Genomic DNA, 17,740 nt, shown 5'->3' on the forward strand with positions numbered 1-17,740 from the left:
TTTTGCCTCCATTATATACGAAACGCCGGTCGGCCGCCGCGCAAAAAAACAGGGAACGCCCGCAATATTTGCGTCGTTCCCTGGTATTGACCTCGCTTTGTCGGTTCAGCTTCGTGAAAAACCGCGTTTTTTTCAGTTACCTGACATGCTTGTGCAGGAAGTTTTTCCTGACCAGCTCCAGATCCGCTTCGTTCACCGCACCGTCCCCGTTGATGTCGGCGGCGGATAACGCTTCCGGCGTCGATTTGCCCGTATTGGCGCCGACGATAGCGGCGTCGTAGATGTTAACTTCCTGATCGCCCGCATACGTATTGCCCGCGCGCATTGTTCCTTCGGCGGTTCCGCCGTTCCCGGCGGCCGCCAAATTTCCGGCGTTCGCTTCCTGTCCGGCCTGAACGGTGACGTTCGTTTGCAAGGAGAAGTAGTGCTTGAGCTTGGCCGACAATGTATAAGCGCCTTCGGGCAGCGCCTGAATCGTAAAGGTGCCGTCGGCCGCCGGATGGACTGCGGTCTCCTGCCCCGTTCCCTGATGCTTCGCTACGATCTCGATAGCGTCATGATTCGATCGCCCTTCCGCTTTGACGCTCCCCTTAACGGCACCTTTACCCGTCGGCTCGCCGCCGGCCGGAATGACGTCCGCCTGCGTGCGGATGTACATTTGTCTTGTATCGCCGTAAACGGAGCTTGGTCCGATAAAATCGAATTTGCTGCTTTCCCCTTTCGGGAGATTTTGCAGAAAGTTTTTCAAATTTCCGTTTAAATCATAGACGATCACGGCTCTTGAGCCGTCGGTAATGTACACGCCGCCGGCGGACGTATTGTAATTGTCCGAAATCCAGGCGTTTTTCACGCGGATCAGCTTGCCTTCATTGTCTTCCCCGACCTGGCTGACCGTAACCTCAAGCGGCTGTGGAGGGGGAATCGTATCTCCGTTCAATTTGACGGCCGAGAAATCCTTGATCTCCCAATCGCCATTATATTCGGAAGCGGCGCCGATCACTTCCACCTCATCCCCTACGGTCAGATTGGACGCCGCATCTCCGAACAAGCGCGCCCCGCCCGTCGTATCCTGAATCCATGCGTTGCGGCTAAATACGGCTGTCACTTCGCCCCGCACCTTTACGGCACCGCTGCCCTTCCTGGCCTCGGCTATGGTCTTCAGCCCGATGTCCGGTTGACCGTCGCCGCTGGTGTAGCCTGCCGCGGCCGGTTCATGGCCTTCGAAGAAAAAAACGCGATTTTCGACAGGAATGCTTTTATACTTTTCCGGAGCGTAGTATTTCTTGGTTGTATAATCGCCGACATATTTGTTGGGGCCGCGGCCGTCCACCCGGAAACGAAACTCGTAAGGAAGCTCCTCCAGAGGGTTAGACGGGTTCCAAATTCCTCGGCCGTTGTCTTTCGCTTCTTTTCCCGCGGCACTGTATTCCGGCAAATAGGCGATATTCGGCCAAATATAATACATGACGGCATGCCCGGTTCGGATCATTTCCTTATTGACGTCCATATTGTCGGAGCTTCTATGGATATGTCCGAGCAGCCTTCCGTAAGCATCCTTGGACTCCGTTCCGAGCTCCAGCTGTATTTTGGTGCCTGCCGGGACAAGCTCGGCAAGCTTGTTTGCCGCATCCGTCGCATGCTGTCCTTGCGATTGTCCCTGATACGATTTCTCGGGCGTATCGATCGAGAGCATCCTCACCCTCGTCTCGCCAAGTACGGGAGGCGAGATGTGAACCGTATCGCCGTCCGTAACGGAAGTGACGGTTACTTCGTAAACCGCGCCTTCCTTCTTGGCATGGATGGCGGCCGCTGCGCTCTCATTTTTGCCGGACTCCGTCGCCGTCAGGTAGACCGTTTTCAGGTCCGCCGCGTTGTTCCATGTGAGCGAAAATGCTCCGCCCGCATCCGCTTTGGCCGATGCCAGCTGCTGCTGCTTATCCGCGGCGCCGTACAGCTTCACATCGCTGCCCGGCATAACCGCACCGTTAGAACCGGTCATTTTTGCCGAGGAGGGGGTTGTATTGTCAAAAACAATTCTCGCCGCTGCCGGAGCCGGCGTCGTATTGCCGGCTGCCACTGTGGTGAACGACCATGTTTTGGCGGGGCCTTTCTTGCCGTCCGCCTTCACCGCGCCCACCGGCACGGTGATTTCATATAGTTTGCCCGGTTCGAAATCGGTTGGCGGATTGACGATCAGCGCCTTGCCGCCGTCACCTCCGACCGACACCGCTGCATCCTGAACAGGAATGGAGAGAAATTCGGCGTTGTCCGTCAAGTTCCTGATCTTGATGCTCCCTTTCCCCTTGTTAACCGGTTTATCGAATACAACGGTCAAATTGTCGGCAACGGCTGCATTCACTGCGCCGTCTGCCGGGGTTACGGCTTGAGCCGACGGACCGTCCGGATCAGGGACCAAATCGAGCGGCGCCCATGTCCATGATTCGATTTCCGTCGTCGGCGTCTGCCAGTCGTTTGCACTGTCCGTATCCGTCAACGATTGGCGTTCGAAAGAGGACGATTGGCCGATGCTTTCGCCAAGCCTGAACCCTTCCGTTATATTCGATCCGCCCCATGCGATTCCGTCCGTCAAATTGCCGCTTGAGTCGATCAGATCGACTCTATCGCTGTCGCGGGCGATGTTGAAGTTGCCGCCGACTACCGTTGTGCCCCCATGTTCCGCGGCATGGGAAACGCCGGAGGTTCTTTCGACGACCAGGAGCGACTTGGCCTTAATCACGGTGCCGCCGGGCAAACCCCAGCTTTGCTGCGGTTTGCCGCTGCCGCTGTAATCCTGGATTTTCCAGCCCGATAAATCCTTATCCTGCGTTCCAACGTTGGCCAACGTGATCCATTCATCATCGGCGGCAGCTCCGTTAAACACTTCCACAATCATAACGCCGGTCGAGGCCGCTTTCGCTTTGGGAATACCGGGGGCCCCGGCAACGAGCACCCCCAGTGTCAAAGCGGAACCGGCAATCATTGCTGCATATTTCCCGAAAGATGATTTTCGGAATCGGTTCATTTGGCGTTTCCCTCCAAGCTGCTGCATTTAGCTTGCTTTTTTGTAGAAGAAGTTTTTCTTCACCAAATCCATATCCGCCTGATTGACGACGCCATCGCCGTTAATGTCCGCCGCGGAAAGTGCTTCCGTCGTCGTCTTGCCTATATTGGCGCCGACAATGGCCGCGTCATAGATGTTGACTTCCTGATCGCCCGCATATGTGTTGCCCGCGCGCATCATTCCGTCGGCGGTTCCGCCGTTTCCGGAATCCGCCAAATTTCCGGCGTCCGCTTCTTGTCCGGCCTGAACGGTGACGTTCATTTGCACGGGGAAGTAATGCTTGAGGCTTGCACTGAGTGTGTAGGAGCCGCCCGGCAATTGCTGAATCGCAAAGGAACCGTCTGCTGCGGTTGTCACCTTCGTTTCCTGGCCCGTTCCTCGATGCTTGGCTACCACTTCGATCGCACTGTGAACGGGGCGTCCTTCCGCCTTGACCATACCTTTGATCGAGCCTTTATCGTTCTGCTGTCCGGCCGGTGCGATATCCTGCTGCCCACGCGGGAAAATCTGAATCGTGCTGCGGAATACCGAGCTTGCTCCGACAATATCGAATTTGTTGCTTGGTCCTGTAGGAAGGCTTTGAAGATACGTTTTCAAATTCGGCTGATCGAGCGCATAGACGACAATGGTTCCCGTACCGTCGGTGACGTTCACGCCGCCGTCTCCGCTGCTGTAGTTGCCGGTGATCCAGACGTTTTTCACTTTCACCAATTGGCCTTCGTTTGCTTCGCCTACCTGATTTAAGGGAAGCTCAACCGGCTGCGGCGTCGGGTAGTTGTTTCCTGAAAGCGGATTGATCGTGAACGGATATTTCAGCTCCAAATCTCCGTTGTAATCCGTCAAAGTGCCGGTAATCTCGATTTCCGAACCCAAGGTAAGCCCGGCCGCTTCGTTGCCGTAAATCCGCAGACCGGCTGTGCCGTCGTAGATGTAGGCATTGGATTTCGGATACACGGCCACGACTTCGCCCCGAACGGTAACGCTGCCGCTGCCCTGCTGACGCGCTTGGGCGATGGTGGACCCGGAGGCTCCTCCTGCCGTGGCTTGAGTCAAATAACTTTCCTCTTTGCCCGCAGCTTTCGCAGAAACATAGATGGACGAATACTTCGAGGCACTGTTGTCGAACGTGAACGCAAATGCGCCGCTCGCATCCGCCGTGACGGTTCCGATCGTAACCTGCTTGGAAACGTTATTGTAAAACTTCACTGCGGCGGACGGCACGACCGCGCCGCTCTGACCGGCAACCGAAGCAGCCGCGGCGTTATCATTGTTGAAAGTCAGCTTGGCGGCAACCGGTGAAGCCGTCATTTGATCCGAGCCTTGCGCGGGAACGATATCGGCGAGTGATCGGGGATAAATTTCCCGAATGTTGCTCCAGCCGGAGCCGTTGCCGATGACGTCGAATTTATTTTGCGTGCCTTTCGGCAGCGCCTGCAGCGCGTCCAGGAACGGGCCGCCTTGGAACGGCGAGTACAACACGACCCGGGCTCCGGTATCGTCCGTCATATACACGCCGCCATTGCCGCCATCATAATTAGTCGTGAGCCAGACGTTCTTCACGGCGATCAGCGAACCTTCGGTCGCTTCGTTAATTTGGTTCAGTTTGAGCACTTGCGGTTGAGGCGTCGGGATGGCATCCTGCGTCAATACTTCAATCCGGGCGTTCTTGAATTCCAGGTCGCCATAAAACTCCTGTACGTTGCCGTCGACTCTCACTTCCTGACCGACAGCCAGATTGTCCGGAATTTTCCCGTACAGGTGGATGCCGCCGGTCGCATCCTGCACGAAGGCGTGATCCGGCGCATGAACCGCCGTCACTTCGCCGATTACCTGGTACGTCTCTTCCGTATTCCAGTTTGCGCGAAGTTCGGAAATCGTTTTGAGCTGGCCGGTAGTACAATCGGTCTGCGGATTGTGGCTCGGGTCGGCAGGATCAATCGGCGTGTATACCGCATTTTTGGCCTCCTGCTTGTTCGAACCGAAGAAGACGCGGTATTCGAACGGAATTTCTTTATACCGCTTCGGGATGTAATATTTCTTGGTGCGGTAGTCGGCCACGTACCGTTCCGAGCAGCCGGCCGCGCGGTATTCGTAGGGCAGCTTGGAGAGCGGGTTAGCCGGGTTCCAGATGCCTTTGCCCTCATCCGCAGCTTGCTTGGCGGCAGCCCCGTATTCTTCGAAATAAAGCATGTTCGGGTAAATGTAATAGTTGACGGCGGCGCCCTGCCTCAGCATTTCTTTGTTCACGTCAAGATTGTCGCTTTTGCGGAAAACGTGGGCGAGCAGCCGTCCGTATACGTCCACTTTCGTTTGGTCCAATCTCAGCTTCACGGCCGTGCCGTTTGAGATCATCGATTTCAGCACTTCGGTCGACTGATCGCCATGGGGCGCTTGCGCGACTTCCGGGGTGTCGATGTTCAGCATGCGGACGGTGCTTACCGATCTGCCGTCGACATTCAGCGTCGGGGTAAAATTAAACGTATCGCCGTCGGCAATGCTTGTCACCGTTACCTCATACCACTCGCCGCCGCTCGTTTGCGCCGATACTTGCACCGGATCGCTCTCGGTTTTTCCGGCTGCGGAGGCGGTCACATAAACGGAGGAATACTGCGACGCACTGTTATTGAAAGTGAGCGTAAACGCACCGCCTGCATCGGCTGTGACCGTGCCGACTTTAACCTGCCTGGAGGCGTTATTGTAGATGTTTACGATGCTCGATGCCGCGACTGCACCCGATTGGCCTGTCAAAGATGCCGCCGCAGGGTTGTCGTTGTTAAAGGTGATCCTGGCTGCCGACGGGACCGGGGTTTTCTGCTCTCCGGTGCTGCCAGCCGGAGCGATATCCGCCTCGCCGCGCGGGAATATTTGAATCGTGTTGCGGAATGCCGAGCTCGCGCCGATGATGTCGAATTTGTTGCTCTGCCCGGTAGGCAGACTTTGCAAATACGTTTTCAAGCCCGGCTGATCGAGCGCATATACGACAAGGTTGCCTGTGCCGTCGGTGACGTTCACGCCGCCGTCTCCGCTGCTGTAGTTGCCGGTGATCCAGACGTTTTTCACTTTCACAAGCTGTCCTTCGTTCGCTTCGCCCACTTGATTTACAGGCAGTTCAAGCGGCTGCGCCGTCGGGTAGCTGTTACCGGTCAGCTGATTGATCGTGAACGGAAATTTGAGCTCCAGATCGCCGTTATAATCGGTCAGGCTGCCGGTGATTTCGATTTCCGAGCCCAAGGCGAGTCCGGCCGCTTCGTTCCCGTAAATTCGCAGCCCGGCCGTGCCGTCGTAAATGTAGGCGTTCGACTTCGGATAGACGGCTACAACTTCTCCCCGAACGGTGGCGCTCCCGCTGCCTTGCCGGCGAGCCTGGGCGATGGTCAGCGGTGACGCGGTCGCCGCGTAGGCCGAAATGACACCTTCTCCATCATAGGAAGGGGATGCGGAAGAATCCGCATACCCCGTTCCGGCAAATCCGCCGAACAGAACACCTAAGCCCAGCGCTGTGTTTAAGACTTTGGAAGCCGCTTTTTGCCATAATTTTTTGATTCGTTTCTTCATCGATTTGTCCTCCTGCTTGTTATGGATTGATGTATCCGACAAATTGCAGCAGTCGTTTCAGCATGACCGCCGATTGCGCACGGGATGCATTTTGCGCCGGCTCAATCGTAGAGTCGGTCATTCCGCTGATGATACCGGCTTCCAGCGCTTGACCCAGAGCATCCTTCGCCCAGCCGCTCACTTTTGATTGATCGCTGAATTTATCCAGTCCGTTCGCTGCGCCTGCCGCCGACTTGCCGGCTGCTTTCAACGCGCGCGAGATCATGACCGCCATTTGCTCGCGGGTAATTTTCGCGTTCGGCCTGAAGGAGCCGTCCTCGAAGCCTTCGATGAATCCGGCCTTGGAAGCCGCGCTGACCGCGCCGTAGAACCAGTCGCTCGGAGTGATGTCCCCGAAAGACGCTCCTTTTTCACCCGCCGGCATTCCGAGCGCCCGGACGAGCAGGGCGGCGAATTCCGCACGTGTAACTTCGGTATCCGGTGAGAAAGTGCTTTCCGAGGTCCCTTGCACGACCAGCTTGGAGGCGAGCAGCTCGACATCCGCCCGTGACCAGTGTCCGGCAATATCGTTAAACGATTTCTTGTGCTGCAGTACGCCGTAAACGCTGTTGACCGGACTGAGTATGACCGCTGTCATGACGCCATCGTTCATCCGGAACACCGTCGGCACGAATGCAGGTTGCCCATTCTCGATGCGAACGCCGGTCAGTTGGCTCAGGTCCGCTCCGGACGGAACTGCGATCATCCGTTTCACCATCGTGCCGTTAAAGCTGTCGATCGTCCGGCTGCCGCTTGCGCTTTCTACCGACAGCTTGAACTCCGCCGCAGACAGCAGCGTGGCGCCGTTCATACCCGTGATCAATTCATTCAGCTTCGTCCCTGACAAAGTCGTCAACGTTAAATTCAGCTTCATATCCTTGAGCTCCGCCCCCATTTCCTTGGCTGTTTGCGCAAGGTTGACCAGGTTGATCGGGAGCTCGTAGCTTGTCGATCCGGAATGAAGGACAATAACGGCATTTGGCACAGCTTGTGCCGCATCCGCAAGCACGCCGGCGGAAAGCCGAAGCGTTACGGTCGGCTCTGCCCCGTCGATATGAAACACGATTCGCTGCGCATTTGCATTTAGGCCCTTCAGGAGAGCAAATACATCGGCCAGCTTCTTGTCATCGATCGTTACGATAGTGGCGGCTCCGTCTTTGGTCGTGCTTATCATGTCAGCCGGCACTACGATTCCGTTATCCGTAGGTGTCAATGCGGTTGTCGTCGGGGCAGGACTTCCGCCGCTGCCGCCAGAGCTGCCTCCGGAGCTGCCGCCACCGCTGCTGCCGGAGCGATCCGTCTTAACCGAAAGGCTCAGTTTCGGGCTCCAGTTGCCTGCGGCGTCGCCGGCCTGCACTTCAAAGGCATATGTCGTATTGCTCGATAATCCGCCGACCGAATATTGGTACACGGCACCGCTGACCGTTGTAAGAAGTTCGGTTCCCTTATAAATTCGATAGGATGTAACCTGGACGTTGTCCGTTGCCGACGGCCATTTCAGCGATACGTCGTGCCTGCCGACCGAAGCCGCCTCCAGCCTCGATCCTTGCGGCCACACCGGCGCTTCGGTATCTCCGGCGGTATCGGCCTTCGTCGTGACGCGTACGCTCGGGCCGTTCGCGCTCCAGTTGCCTGCAGCGTCGCCGGCTTGGATTTGGAAGAGATACGTCGTGCCTGCCGACAAACCGGTTACGTTGTAGCTGTACACAGCGCCGGAAACCGATCCTATCTCAACGCCGTCTTTAGTAATTTTGTAATTCGCGACGCCCATATTATCGACAGCCGGTGTCCAGCGGAGCGTCGCGTTGGTTTGCGTAACTGCTTCCGCCTCCAGCTTGCTGCCCTCCGGCCATCTCGGCGCTTCGGCATCTCCGCTGGGCGGAGCGCTCTTGGTCGTTATTTGCGTGGACGGGCCGTTCTTGCTCCAGTTGCCCGCAGCATCGCCGGCTTCCACAAAGAAATTATAGACCGTATCCGGCTTCAGTCCGGTTACCGTAAACAGTGTTTCCGGAGTGGTTCCGACTTCTTCCCGGTATACCGATTCGAGAACGGTGAGATTCACCCGCTTGCTGCCATAAACAGTTCCGCTGACGGTAGCCAGCTCCTCGCGGTAAATCTTATACCCCTTGACTGCCGTATTGTCGGTGGCTGGCGGCCACTTCAGCGTAACGGACTGATGCGTCACGTTATCCGCCTCCAGCTTGCTGCCTTCCGGCCATGTCGGAGCCGCCGTATCGGGACCGCTTGTGTTCACATTCACGGTCAACGGGCTGCCCGTGACGTCGAACGGAAGCTGCCATTCCGCCGGATTCGCCGACGGATATCCCGCCAGCTTCAGCTGATCCGCCGCAATCGTCACGCTCGTATTGCCGGACGTCCCGCCGATCGGCACGAACGTCAGTTCAATAACCGATGCCGGTTCCGTACCGGTTACGCCTGCCGTTCCTCCGACAAGCGCTTCGGCGAACGTAATCGTCCCGGCATCCACATTATTCGCAATCAATGCCGATTCGCGTCCGGCGAACAGCTTTCCGGCTTTCACCTGCACTCCCGGCTCGCTCGTGTTCTCATCCTGCAGCTGCAAACGCGCAGGGTCGTACGTCAGCTGCACTTGCGCGCCGTATACGTTCGTGTAGTCGTCCGCGTTCACTTTCACGGTGAACGGCGTGCCTGCCGGCACTTCCGACTCGCTCGCCGTCAGCGAGATGATTGCTTTGCCGGCCTGCGAGCCGCCTGTAGTCGTCACGGTCTTGCTCAGTTTCGCGCTCCAGTTGCCCGCCGCGTCGCCTGCCTGAACCTCGAAGGCGTATGCCGTGTTCGCCGTCAAGCCATTCACGGTATAGCTGTTCACAGAGCCGGAAACCGTCGTTACTTCCGCTCCGTCCTTCAAAATTTTATAGCCGATAACACCTACGTTGTCGCTGGCTGCCGGCCAATTCAGTGTCAAGCCGGTTGACGTAACGCCGCCTGCTTCCAACCTGCCGCCTTCCGGCCACGTTGGAGCTGCCGTATCGGGACCGCCCGCTTTCACGTTGACCTTGAGCGGACTGCCTGTCACGTCGAACGGAAGCTGCCATTCCGCCGGATTCGCCGACGGATATCCCGCCAGCTTCACCTGCTCGCTCAAAATCCCGATTTGCGTCTCCCCGTACGCAGGGCCTGTCGGAATAAACGTCAGCTCGATGACCGATGCCGGCTCCGTTCCGGTTGCTCCTCCCGTTCCTCCGACGAGCGTCCCGGCGAACGTAATCGTTCCCGCATCCGCCTTATTCGCAATCAATGCCGATTCGCCTCCGGCGAACAGCGTTCCGGCTTTCACCTGCACTCCCGGCTCGCTTGCATTCTCATCCTGCAGCTGCAACCGCGCAGGATCATACGTCAGTTGCACTTGCGTGCCGTATACGTTCGTGTAATCGTCCGCGTTCACTTTCACGGTGAACGGCGTGCCTGCCGGCACTTCCGACTCGCTCGCCGTCAGCGAGATGACCGGTTTGGCCGCCGTCGCGTCCGCCGTCTTGAAGGACCAGACGATTTCGCTTGCATTGCCGTTACCCGCCGCATCCTTAACGGCCTGGGCGGGCACCGTCACCGTATATACGGTGTTTTCAGCGAATGCATCGTGCGCAATCGTCAGCTCGCTGCCGCTTATTGCAGCTTGTACCCCGGCCACAGGATTGCCGCCCGCGTCCTTGATGGCGATCCGTTGGAGCGCCGTACCGGCTGCGATCGGCTCATTGAATACGATCTTTACGACCGCATCCCGCGACGCATTCGTTGCTCCCGCTTCAGGAGAAGACGAAAGCTTGTCCGGAGGCGTTGTATCCGAAGCGCCGGAGGTTGTAAAGGACCAGACGATGTCCTCGTCGACAACATTTCCTGAGTAATCAGAGAAAGAATTGGCCGGAAGCCTCACCGTATAGGTCTTGCCTTCGGCAAAGGGTGCATGCGATAGGCTGAATTCTTTTTCATTCCAGATCTGGTTGACCAATGATACCGGAACGCCGTTTTCATCTTTGATTGAAATCTGGTCAAACGCCGTATGACCTTTAATATGTTCGTTGAATACGGCTTTTACTTCGGCATCAACCGCCACCTGGGTTGCACCATTTTGCGGAAAGAGGGAGACAATCGCCGGTTTTACCGTATCGGTTTCGACAGGAAGCGCAACCAGCTCGCTCTCGTTCTTCCCTTCCGCTAAAGTCGACAAATAGACGATCGGGTTCAAGCCGCTGTTGGTAAAATAAAGCGTATGCGGAAAGGGGGTTCCGCCGCCTATCATCCATTGGGCCAGCACCGTATCTTTGGCCGGACTCGCATATATGGTAAGAAATGCATTTTGAGGAATTGCATCGGCCGGCCCAAGCACAACCGCGTCAGGCGAGCTGGTATAGACAGCTCTTAATTTAGCTGCGATCGGTGCAGGAGTCGTCTCGTCATAAGCCGCCGGCAACTCCACGGTAGCGCTGCCGGTTTTATTTTTCGCAACCGTCGATATGGACACCGTTTTATGGTTGTTACTATTATTGAAAGTGAACTCGAACGATCCCGTACCGGTGGCCGTAGTCGTTTGTTCGATTTGGCTCGAGCTGAGCGGGTTAAACAAAATCACTTTCGCGTTCGGTTCAACCGCGCCGTCCCGCCCGGTCACTCTGGCCGATGACGGCGTCGCATTGTTAAATTGAATGCGCCCGGCATCCGGCGCCGACGTTTGCGGAGGGTTCACGTCACCCGAAAGAGGCGCCCATACCCATGCGGCGATCGGCGTCCCGCCCGTCGTCTTCTTCCAATCATCCGCAGAGTTCGTATCGTCAGTCGATTTTCGTTCGAACACCGACATTTTATCGCTTAAATTATCCCGAATCACGAAGGGAGAATCGGGATAATCGTAATTGAAGATGAGTTCGTCAGCTTGCTGACCCGAGGCATTCCACAGCAGCAGCTTTTCTCCACCATGAGCAATATTGAAGCCGTTGGCCGGGGCCGTGACGACCGGAATTCCGTTCGTATCAGCTCCGACCGAACCCGTTCCATACCTCGTTTCGACGACAAGCAGCGATTTCGCTTTTATAATCGTATGATCGGGGAATTTCCATTTCGGATTTTCTATCATCGGTGTAACGTAGTCGTTCATTTGCCAATTCGTCAGATCGATATCATGAGCGGTCACATTCGCCAATGTAATCCAGCCCCCGAAATTCCCGACGTGATATTTGGCAATCAACACTTTGTCTTCCGGCCGGGCGACGGTGGTGAATGACCAGACGATATCGCTCGCGTTGCCGTTACCTGCCATATCCTTAACTGCGGAAGCAGGCACCGTCACCGTGTAAGTCGTGTTATGTTCGAAAGCAGCGTGCGCAATTGTCAGTTCATTGCCGATTACGGACGTCTGGACTCCGCTCACGGAGCTGTTGTTTGCACCTTTTACAGATACATTTTGTATCATAGAACCCGCAGCGACAGGTTCATTGAACGTTAACTTAATTATTGCGTCAAGCTCCGCATCCGCCGCTCCGTCTGCCGGAACGTTCGATACTTTGACCGGCGGGACCGTATCGGTTACAATGGCGCCGAGCGCGGTTGCAGCGCTCTCCGACTTGCCGGGCGCTGTGGCCGTTACGTAGACCGTCTGCAAAGACGCCGCATTGTTAAACGTCAGAGCGAACGATCCGGTTGCCGTTGCTGTAGCCGAACCGAGGACGGCCTCTTTGGCTGCGCTGCCGTACGCCTTGACGGTGGAGCCGGCTTCCACGGCTCCATCCTGACCGGTGACCTCAGCTGACGCGGGATTCGCGTTGTCAAACCGGAGCTTGTCCGCCGCAGGCGCAGCGGTCGGCGCCGGATTGCCCGCAAGCGGTGCCCACTCCCACGCCGGAATCGGCGTTTCCTGGCTCGCGATTTTCGTCCAATCGGCTGCCGTATCGGTATCCGTCGTCGAGACCCGTTCGTACGCTTCTCTCCTTCCTAAAAAACCTTCGATTATGTAAGGCGAATCGGGGTACTCCCAATTAAATATGAGCTCATCGGCAATTTGGCCGTCTGCGTTCCAAAGTAATACCTTATCCCCGCCGCGGGATAACCCGAATAACAATTCCCCCGGCGATTTCACCACCGGAATTCCGTGCGCCACAGCTTCCGAGGTGCCGGAACCGGCTATCTGCTCTACAACCAAGAGCGATTTGGCTTTAATGATCGTATGATCGGGAAATTTCCATTTTGCAGTCGGCGGATCCCCCGGGGCATTGTAATCGTTCATTTGCCAATTCGTCAGATCGATATCGCGGTCCGTCACGTTAGCCAGTGTAATCCAATAACCGTAAGAACCCGCATGATATTTCACGATCATCACCTCTTGCGCGACAGCAGCGGCCGCCGGGGCGATCCTCCACGACAGGCTGCCGAGCAGGGCAGCGCAGAGTTCTGCGAGCAAAATCATTGCAAGCCACAATCGGCTGTTCCATTTGCGTCTGGTCACTGTAGTCCTCCTCGTCCATTTATCGAGCTTTTGAAAAGGGAAACACCCGGAAAGCCTCCCCTGTGGGGAGGCCGATCCGGATTGTATTCCGTTACTCATTCATATGATCCGCTTCTTACTTTGCCGTAATATCGGAAGTTGTGCGAGGCAGCAATTCGATCGTCGTATTGAAGACGGAGCTGATGCCGACGATGTCGAACTTGTTTGCGGAAGACTTCGGCAAGCCTTGCAGATACGTCTTCACATCCGTTCCTGCCTGTGCATATACGACCAGATCGTTCGTACCGTCGGTCACGACGACACCGCCGGCACCGGTTGTATAATCGGATTTGATCCACACGTTCTGCACCTTCACCAGTTTGCCTTCGTTAGCTTCGCCAACCTGATTAACGGCTACGACCGAAGGAGCGGGCAGCGTGATCAGATTATCGGATTTCACCTGAATGTCATAAACGTCAAGCTCCAGATCGTTATTGTAGTTGGCCACTGTGCCGAATACGACGACTTCTTGTCCGACCGTCAAGCCGCTGATCCCGTTTGCCTTGTATACGCGAATGCCTGCTGTCGTATCCTGAATCCATACATTATTGCTTCCAAAAACACCCGTAACTTCACCGCGTACGGAGACGATTTGTCCGACCGCAGTCGAACGAACGGCGGAAATGTTCGAAGAGAGGATCGGCGCCGTGGAGAACGTCCATGTTTTCAACCCGTTTTTGCTGCTGCCGCTTAAAACAAACCCTTCCGGAATCGTAATCTCGTATTCCTTGCCGGCTGTCAGATTAGGCAGATCGATGGTCAGCGTGCTGCCGACGACATCGACGGCGGCGTCAGCGTGGCTGAACGTGGCGACCGACAGGGAATCCGTTTTGTTCAGCAGCGTCACGGAGCCGGTTCCCGGGGCTACCGTTTTATCAAACGTAACCGTCAGGTTGGCGGTAGTAGCTACATTCACCGCGTTCTCGACCGGAGATACTGCCGTTATAACAGGAGCGCTGGTTGTTTGCCCGGGAAGCGGAGCCCACGCATAAGCTTGAACTGCCGTACCGGAAACCGCCTGCCAATCTGCAGCTTTGTCGGTGTCCGTTGCCGTCTTGCGCTCGAACGACGAGCCGCTGGTCGAGGAAGAGGCAATGCTGAAGCCCTCTACCGAGTTGGAGGAACCCCAAGCTAAGCCGTCAACCAGCGCATTGGAGGCGTTGATCAGATCGAGACGGTCGCTGGCGCCGGCAAAATTGAAGCTGCCGCCTGTGATTGTGGCCACTCCTTTGGCCGCCGCACCGGAGTTGCCTGCCGTTTTCTCAATGACGAGCAGCTTCTTCGCCTGAATTTTCGAACCGGACGGGAAAGTCCATTTGGCTTGCGCCGCACCGGAGCCGCTGTAGTCCTGCAGAGCCCAGTTGGTCAAATCGATGTCCGTCGTACCCAGGTTGGCGAGCGTCACCCACTCTTCGGCGCCGTCCGAACCGTTGAACACTTCGGCGATGACAACCGTGTTCGAAGCGGCTTGCGCTGCTGGAGCGACAGGGGATAAGGATGCGAGCAAACTTGCGGCCATGAAGGCCGGAGCGAATTTACGGAACAGTTTCATAGGGTCATTACCTCCTCAAATTTTTCATTTCTGACGATTGCGGATGCAGTGTGCCCAAGACCATGCTGCCTTGGCGATCCTTTCCAGCCGTGTAACGATCGCCTTCGCTGTTCATGTCGTATCCTACCGAACTCCAGCATTTCCCCTCCTTTCCGCCAACAAAAAAATCCCCGGGAAACAGCCATAGAAGCTTGGCCGTCCCGAGGACTTCGTTGTACCAGCAAATTGAGTATAGCATGATTTTTGGACAAATATGTTAAGCGAATGTACGGGCAATTTAAAGGTTGCGTATCGAAAAAAGAAACAAATTGTATCATTTTCACGAAAATTAATATGCCGTCTACAAAATTCAATGAAATTCGCAGCGGTGTCTCTATCAAACCGGCTATTCCGTTGGCCCGAGCGGCTTCAGCATAAAAGGGAGCTCGGCTTTTTCCTTGCATTGCGGGCAAATGACCTGCACAACCTCCCTCGACTGCACGGCCAAGATTAGTCTCGCCCGGATACGAATCGTACCATCCTCTTGCTCGTCAACGAGCAATCGCCCGCACTTCAAACAGCTATACCCGACCACCTGGCTATTCCTCCCCTCTTGTTCCTTGTCACAAGGTACCGTCGCTTCCTTATACCCCGCATTATGTTATATATTGTAATTAATGCGAATATAAGGATCGGATGTTAGGAGAGGATGAAATATAGATTAAGTTTTGGTGAACAAGCTCCTGAAATAAATATTTTTAGGATTGATTGATAATATCCCTGTCATCAAATATGATTTTATAAAGGAATCCATAAACTGGATCCATTTCACGCAAAGGACTTGTTCAATGATCATCATTATAATTTTGTTTATCGCTGCCGTCATCTATTTCGCTTTGATCTTTCCGACCCAATGGCTTAAGGTGGAACGCGTCCGCTATTCTTGCGGGCTTGGGGTCCGGATTTTGCAAATCAGCGACCTTCATGTCGAGAAGCTCCGCATCAGTTCGGAAAGATTGACCCGCTTGATTCAAAAAGAAGCTCCCGATTACATTTTTCTCACGGGGGACTTCACGGAAAAACCCCGGTATTTATTAAAGGTGCAGCGATATGCCCAAGCGATCGCCAAGCCGGGTATTCCGGTTTTTGCCGTATTGGGGAATCACGATCATCGATTGAAGTCCACTGCATTTAAGCAGCTGATCCGGGTTCTCGAAAACGCGGGCATCAAAGTCCTTATCAATCAGTCCACATCCGTCGGTAACCTTCAAATTGTTGGCATCGATGATTTTTGCAGCAGGCATAGCAAAGTTTACAACGCATTTAAGAGAGTGGATCCAAGCAAACCGACCCTTGTGCTGACACACGACCCCAATCTTGTACTTTATATTGATCGCAAGTATACCTACTTGATGGCAGGCCATTTCCACGGTAAACAGTTCAACATACCGTTTTTGTTCAAATTCAAAAAGAAAGGCAAACTGGCTGCTGCCGGTATTTATAAGGGATTACACGCAGGACCCTATGGCCATTTCTACATTTCCAAAGGAATCGGTCAGGCCGGAATCAACGCCCGTTTCCTTATTCGGAGCGAAGTTACCCTGCACGATCTCGGTTGATCTATGGAAGCGGATTGCCGCTGCTCCAAATTTTTAGCGACGAGCTTGCATGCTTAGATGAACAAAATCACCCTTCGGGTGACCTTTAAAGAGATCTAGCCGACGGCTATCCTAGCCCTCGGCCTTTTCTTCTTTCATTTTACGAGTAGGTCCATTACACTGGGGCGAGCTGCGACCTTTTAGGCATGCGGGAATACCTCGAAATTTGCAGCCTTAAAGAGAGATATCGAAGCAGCAATGGATACCAACGACCTTACGGCTGAATATGCACTTGCATCTAAATCGGCTGCCGACCAAGCGAATACGGATCAAACAAAATATATGAAAGATCACGGATATACGCAAGTTGTTGATAATATCGTTGATGCATTCCGGCATTTCATTTCTCTTGGATTATGCAACTAAATTAGAAGATGATTGCTTAAACTCTGACTCAACCTTCTTCGACACCTTTGGTCCCTCAAGTTATATGGATTTCAACAACAATGACGCAGGACGAGCTTGGGAAGGAAAAGGTTTGAACTATCGTATCCGTTAATTCAAATCGTTCCTGAATCAAATACAAATGCAGGACCATTCCATTTTTCATCCTGTAGAATCTGTTCTTGAAAAATTTTGTTTTCTTTATATTGGGAAATTACTTATTTCCAGAACGTATATGCAGACTTGTTGGCAAGTGTTTGTCTTATCTCCCAGGTACCTGTGAACATCTCAAACAGTGAATAAGCCACATGTCTACCTACCCCTTTACGCCTGTATTTCCTCATAATAAAGAAATCACTTATTACATTTGTTTTTTGAGATGTACTTAGTTTCATAAGTTCTTTTGGTACATCCAGCATAATTAAAGCAAAGCCTGCAATCTCTCCATCAACCTTTACTATAAACGGACGACGGTACTCGTCTGTCCACTGATGGTCGAAGTATTTATATAAATACAGCCCGTGCCCGCTTTCTTAATGAAGCTGCCGGCATCGTTCTGCGGCAGCTTCAGTGTGTAAGTTTTATCTTCGTGACTGATTAATCTCCTTTTGCAATATCCTTGTTGTCTAGAGCTCCCATTTCACGATACTTCTTATGGATCTCCAATCTCTTTCTCTTTCTTATAGTATTAAATGAAATGACAACAAAAATAAATAAGGCGATAATCACAAAATAATACCAATACTCCATTATAAAAAATAGAGTCTGAGCTATTTGCCACACGCTTTTCACCACCATTATTTCAGCCACTTCATGCGGCCATACAAACGTACCCGTTAATCCTTTGGATAAAAAAAACTTTAAATCTCGGCTATTTCTTCATCAATGCCTTACTACGGCGGCGAATAAACTTTCTAGTTAAATAAATAGATATGCCAATACTGAGTACCAAAATTATTTGATTTGATAACTGATTTGATTTCATATTCGCATCAAAT

6 protein-coding genes are annotated in these 17,740 nt (G+C 54.1%); 1 reads left to right on the forward strand and 5 read right to left on the reverse strand.

The window, feature by feature from the left end; translation table 11 throughout:
- Positions 1 to 136: 136 nt before the first annotated feature.
- From MYS68_RS20160 to MYS68_RS20175, 4 genes are all read right to left on the reverse strand, one after another.
- Entirely contained in the window at positions 137 to 3,022 is a 2,886-nt protein-coding gene (locus MYS68_RS20160) for a thermonuclease family protein (RefSeq protein ID WP_248927572.1), read from the reverse strand.
- A gap of 27 nt (positions 3,023 to 3,049) precedes the next feature.
- On the reverse strand, positions 3,050 to 6,616 hold the full coding sequence (locus MYS68_RS20165; protein ID WP_248927573.1) for a thermonuclease family protein: 3,567 nt from the start codon (positions 6,614 to 6,616) through the stop codon (positions 3,050 to 3,052).
- A 19-nt stretch (positions 6,617 to 6,635) separates the two neighbouring features.
- On the reverse strand, positions 6,636 to 13,130 hold the full coding sequence (locus MYS68_RS20170; RefSeq protein WP_248927574.1) for an Ig-like domain-containing protein: 6,495 nt from the start codon (positions 13,128 to 13,130) through the stop codon (positions 6,636 to 6,638).
- A gap of 115 nt (positions 13,131 to 13,245) precedes the next feature.
- Positions 13,246 to 14,721, reverse strand: coding sequence for a lamin tail domain-containing protein (locus MYS68_RS20175; protein WP_248927575.1), 1,476 nt, complete (start codon positions 14,719 to 14,721; stop codon positions 13,246 to 13,248).
- Between the two features lie 944 nt (positions 14,722 to 15,665).
- Here MYS68_RS20175 and MYS68_RS20180 point away from each other — a divergent pair.
- Positions 15,666 to 16,319, forward strand: a complete 654-nt coding sequence (locus MYS68_RS20180; protein ID WP_248927576.1) for a metallophosphoesterase — start codon at positions 15,666 to 15,668, stop codon at positions 16,317 to 16,319.
- Between the two features lie 641 nt (positions 16,320 to 16,960).
- On the opposite strand, the gene MYS68_RS20185 is transcribed toward MYS68_RS20180, so the two are convergent.
- A complete protein-coding gene (locus MYS68_RS20185) occupies positions 16,961 to 17,260 on the reverse strand; it encodes a GNAT family N-acetyltransferase (RefSeq protein ID WP_275983945.1) in 300 nt (99 codons plus the stop codon).
- Positions 17,261 to 17,740 lie beyond the last annotated feature (480 nt).

Source organism: Paenibacillus hamazuiensis, from assembly GCF_023276405.1.
Classification (GTDB): domain Bacteria; phylum Bacillota; class Bacilli; order Paenibacillales; family NBRC-103111; genus Paenibacillus_AF; species Paenibacillus_AF hamazuiensis.

Excerpts from the sequence above, each read along its gene's own strand:
- MYS68_RS20160 (WP_248927572.1), bottom strand. The coding sequence starts at position 3,022 with ATGAACCGATTCCGAAAATCATCTTTCGGGAAATATGCAGCAATGATT.
- MYS68_RS20165 (WP_248927573.1), bottom strand. The coding sequence starts at position 6,616 with ATGAAGAAACGAATCAAAAAATTATGGCAAAAAGCGGCTTCCAAAGTC.
- MYS68_RS20175 (WP_248927575.1), bottom strand. The coding sequence starts at position 14,721 with ATGAAACTGTTCCGTAAATTCGCTCCGGCCTTCATGGCCGCAAGTTTG.